The following is an 851-nucleotide window of genomic DNA, read 5'->3' as shown; positions in this document are numbered from 1 at the left end:
TGGCGTCTGTTCTGTAGAAGAGTTAAATCGGATTGGTCCCATTGAAGCATTTCTCAAGCTTAAAGCCTCGAATGATAAAGTCAGCCTAAATTTTCTGTACGCTTTAGTTGGTGCTGTTAAAGGTGAACATTGGCTAGACGTGGCCCGGCGAGAGAAGTCTTATTTGCTTAGCGAGTTAGATGGTTGCCAAGAGCTGGAGAGGATGTTTTCTCAAGATACTACGACTTAAGCAAGTTAGAGCCTTATGGTTATTCATTAAAAAGCATTTGTTAAAGAAGAAAGAAGTGAACTTCTTGAGCTACGTTAAAGTCTGCATTTAAGACTCTGACAACTCTAATAGGGTGCGCCATGCGCACCTCTGAACTCCGTGGCTCAAACAAACATAAATAGGGGTGGCCAAACCAATTCCCCCAGGCCTGTAGGCAGAGCCTTCCACGGCTCGCATGAGGGCTAGCACGAGGTTGATCAAGCGAGAGGTGGATCCTATGCCTACGGAGGAGACGATCAAACTCCGCTGGTGCGCACGGCGCACCCTATTGATATAGAAACGTCAGCTTTTGGCACTACTTTGTCACACATAACCATCAAAGCAATAAATCGCAGCCAATAAAAAACCCGACTAAAGAGTCGGGTCAAAGAAAATCATGAAATCTGTTTCCGAAACCGTGGGCCTGAATCGCTGTTCCGTACTTCGATGATGTAATCATATGACAGGTGATGCCTTGGGTCTGTAGCAAAAGTTTTGCGATGTGTAACATTTGATTAACAAGATCTTTTTTGAGTTGTGAACTGTTACCTAGCAAATTCTCGGTAATTGGTCAGCGTAACGCCACTCAATCAGGCGTTTACCG

Annotated in this window: 1 protein-coding gene; it reads left to right on the top strand. The window is 44.8% G+C overall.

Annotated features, from left to right (window positions below; genetic code table 11):
* Positions 1–229: TfoX/Sxy family DNA transformation protein (locus A3729_RS08210; RefSeq protein WP_068633610.1), on the top strand; the 229-nt coding region annotated here is incomplete at its 5' end.
* Between the last annotated feature and the right edge of the window lie 622 nt (positions 230–851).

This window comes from Oleiphilus sp. HI0043 (assembly GCF_001634935.1).
This window is presented reverse-complemented; position numbering and strand designations above follow the sequence as displayed.